The sequence below is a fragment of the Burkholderia sp. AU4i genome (genome assembly GCF_000466765.1).
GTDB lineage: Bacteria > Pseudomonadota > Gammaproteobacteria > Burkholderiales > Burkholderiaceae > Burkholderia > Burkholderia cepacia.
In genome coordinates this window covers 1-2,752 of the sequence record NZ_ASSI01000361.1, presented here as the reverse complement: position 1 = coordinate 2,752, position 2,752 = coordinate 1, and the positions used below count along the sequence as shown (strand labels likewise).

The 2,752-nt window shown below is 68.0% G+C and carries 4 protein-coding genes; 3 read left to right on the top strand and 1 reads right to left on the bottom strand.

Annotated elements, in window-relative coordinates:
• Nucleotides 1-28: 28 nt before the first annotated feature.
• The 3 genes from L810_RS47955 to L810_RS42515 all read left to right on the top strand — a co-directional run bounded on the left by L810_RS47955 (nt 29) and on the right by L810_RS42515 (nt 1,531).
• Nucleotides 29-421 carry a hypothetical protein gene (locus L810_RS47955; protein ID WP_155836500.1) on the top strand — a complete coding sequence of 131 codons (393 nt, stop codon included), beginning with the start codon at nt 29-31 and terminating at the stop codon, nt 419-421.
• Nucleotides 422-458: 37 nt separating this feature from the next.
• A complete protein-coding gene (gene cadR / locus L810_RS42520; protein WP_014895515.1) occupies nt 459-890 on the top strand; it encodes a Cd(II)/Pb(II)-responsive transcriptional regulator in 432 nt (143 codons plus the stop codon).
• A 68-nt stretch (nt 891-958) separates the two neighbouring features.
• The gene (locus L810_RS42515) at nt 959-1,531 is read left to right on the top strand and encodes a PadR family transcriptional regulator (RefSeq protein WP_021164267.1); all 573 of its coding nucleotides are present in this window, start codon (nt 959-961) and stop codon (nt 1,529-1,531) included.
• A 45-nt stretch (nt 1,532-1,576) separates the two neighbouring features.
• Here L810_RS42515 and L810_RS42510 read toward each other — a convergent pair.
• Nucleotides 1,577-2,752: FAD-binding oxidoreductase (locus L810_RS42510; RefSeq protein WP_042978371.1), on the bottom strand; the 1,176-nt coding region annotated here is incomplete at its 5' end.

Here is a 2,752-nt window from a genome sequence, read left to right as displayed (position 1 = left end):
CGTGGTCGTGGTCGTGGTCGTGACCGGCATGGTCGTGCTTGCCGTGGTCGTGAGAGCACGCGTCGCCGTGTACATGGCCGTTGCGTTCCGCATGATCGTGGCCATGACCCGAATGGTCGTGCGCGCCGTGGTCATGCGTGCACGCCGCGCCGTGCCGATGCGCGTCGCCGTGATCGCCGTGATCGCCGTGATCGCCGTGATCGCCGTGATCGCCGTGATCATGGTCGTGGCCGTGCGCGCGCTCGCCGGCCGCGGGCACCGCGTCGGCAACGGTCGCCGTCTGCGTGTCGCGCGAATCGGCGCAGCACGCATCGGCGCCGCCGGCATGACGGTGTCGTGGGTCGTGGGTACGCTGGGCATCGGTCATGACAACCTCCTCAATGGCTTTCAATGGCTTGACGGAGTAGAGTTAACACCCTGAAGCCACTACAAGGTCAACCCTTGCACGGGAGAAAGACATGAAGATCGGCGAACTGGCCAAGGCGGCCCGCTGCACACCCGAGACGATCCGTTTCTACGAGAAAGAGGGGCTGATGCCGGATGCGGAGCGCACCGACTCGAACTACCGCAACTACACCGACGTGCATGTCGAACGACTGCGCTTCATCCGCAACTGCCGCGCACTCGACATGGCCCACGACGAAATCCGCGCGCTGCTGCAGCTCACCGACACGCCGGCCGATCCCTGCGATTCGATCAATGCGCTGCTCGACGAGCACATCGGCCACGTCGATGCGCGCCTCGCGGAACTCACGCATCTGCGCGACCAGCTCACCGAATTGCGGCGGCAGTGCGTCGGCGAGCACTCAGTCGAGGATTGCGGCATCGTGCACGGTCTCGCGACGATGGAAACCGTCGCACCGGCCGCAAAGCGCTCGCACCTCGGCTGAAACCCTTGTCGAATATGATAGTTTCGCCGAGAATAGTTATATTCTTACTAGATATACGATAACTATTCATGTCCGCTAGTCGCCCGTCCCCGCTCGCGCTGGCCGTCCTCGCGACGCTCACCGAAACGCCGATGCATCCGTACGGGATGCTGCAGCAACTGAAGGCCCGCGGGTACGACGAAGTCGTCAACGTCCGGCAGCGCACGAGCCTCTACCAGACGATCGACCGGCTGCTGCGCGACGGGCTGATCGCCGTTCACGACACCGAGCGCGATGGCGCGTTTCCCGAGCGCACGCTGTATGCGCTGACCGAGGCCGGGCATACGGCCGGGCAGGCGTGGCTGCATGCGCTGCTCGCGGAGCCCGCGCGCGAATTCCCGGCGTTCGGCGCCGGCCTCGCCTTCCTGCCGCTGCTCGACGCCGAAGATGCTCGCCACCAGCTCGAGCTTCGGATCGCCCGGCTCGACGCCGAGCGCGAGCGCCTCGAAACGCTGCGCAACGCCGCGCAGGCCGACCAGGTGCCGCGCCTGTTCCTGCTGCAGAACGAACATGCGCTCGTGCTGCTCAATGCCGAGCTCGGATGGGCGCGCAGCGTCGTCGAACACCTGAAGATCGGCGCGCTGCGCTGGGTGGACGGCTGACGAATCACGCAGGCAGGCGCCCGGCGGCCGCAGGCAACGTCTCCGTCAAAGCACCTTGCCCGGATTCAGGATGCCGCCCGGATCGAGGGCGGCCTTCAGGCGTCGCATCAGCCCGATTTCCGCGTCGCTGCGCGTGTTCGCGAGATAAGGCCGCTTGAGCACGCCGATCCCGTGCTCGGCCGACACCGAACCGCCCATGTCCCGCACCACCGCGTACACGCAGTGATCGAGCGCATCGGCGTCCGCATCGCTCATCCCGGCCAGCGACACGCCGATATGCACGTTGCCGTCGCCGACGTGCCCGAAGAACAGGCACACGGCATCCGGCCATTGCATGCGCAGCGCCGCTTCGCAGCGTTCGGCGAACACGCCGAGTTCGCCGGTCGGCAAACTCACGTCGAAGTTGACCAGATGCGGCAGCGCGTCGATCGCGAGGCCTTCGCGCAGCGTCCACAAGTCCCGCGCCTGCCGCTCCGACGTCGCGAGCACCGCATCCTCCACGAGCCCGGCCTCGATCCCCGCCGCGAGGCCGGTTTCCAGCGCCTGGTGCGCATCGCCGCCCGGTGCGCTCGTCGCGCATTCGATCAGCACCGCGAAGCCGTCGTCGCCGACAAACGGCGCCGAGACGCCCGGCGTGTGGCGCGCAACGTAGTCGTAGAACGCCGGCCACATCGCCTCGAAACTGACGACCTCCGGCAGCGTGCGCACGCGATTCCACAGCGCGATGACCGCGTCGTAGTCGCGCACGCGGCAGAGCGCCGTGGCCGGCGCGGCGAGCAACGGATGCAGCCGCAGCACCGCACGCGTGACGACGCCGAGCGTCCCCTCACTGCCGATGAACAGCTGCTTCAGGTCGTAGCCCGCGTTGTTCTTCAGCATCCGGTTCATCGACGACACGACCGTGCCGTCCGCGAGCACGGCCTCGAGCCCGAGCACCTGCTCGCGCATCATCCCGTAACGGATCGCGCGCGTGCCGCCCGCGTTGGTCGCGAGCATCCCGCCGATCTGGCACGAGCCGCGTGCGCCGAGATCGACACCGAACGTGAAACCCGCCGCTTCCGCGGCTTCCTGCACCGTCTGCAGCGGCGTCCCGGCGCGCACGGTCATCGTGCCGGCCGCCGCGTCGAGCGCGTCGACGCCCGCGAAGCGTTCCATCGACAGCACGACCTCGCCGCCGAGCGCGACCGCGCCGCGCGCGAGCCCCGTCAGGCCCCCCTGCGG

Bases quoted from the DNA above. Each gene is read 5' to 3' on its own strand.
- cadR (WP_014895515.1), top strand. From the start codon at position 459: ATGAAGATCGGCGAACTGGCCAAGGCGGCCCGCTGCACACCCGAGACG.
- L810_RS42515 (WP_021164267.1), top strand. From the start codon at position 959: ATGTCCGCTAGTCGCCCGTCCCCGCTCGCGCTGGCCGTCCTCGCGACG.
- L810_RS47955 (WP_155836500.1), top strand. From the start codon at position 29: ATGGTCGTGCTTGCCGTGGTCGTGAGAGCACGCGTCGCCGTGTACATG.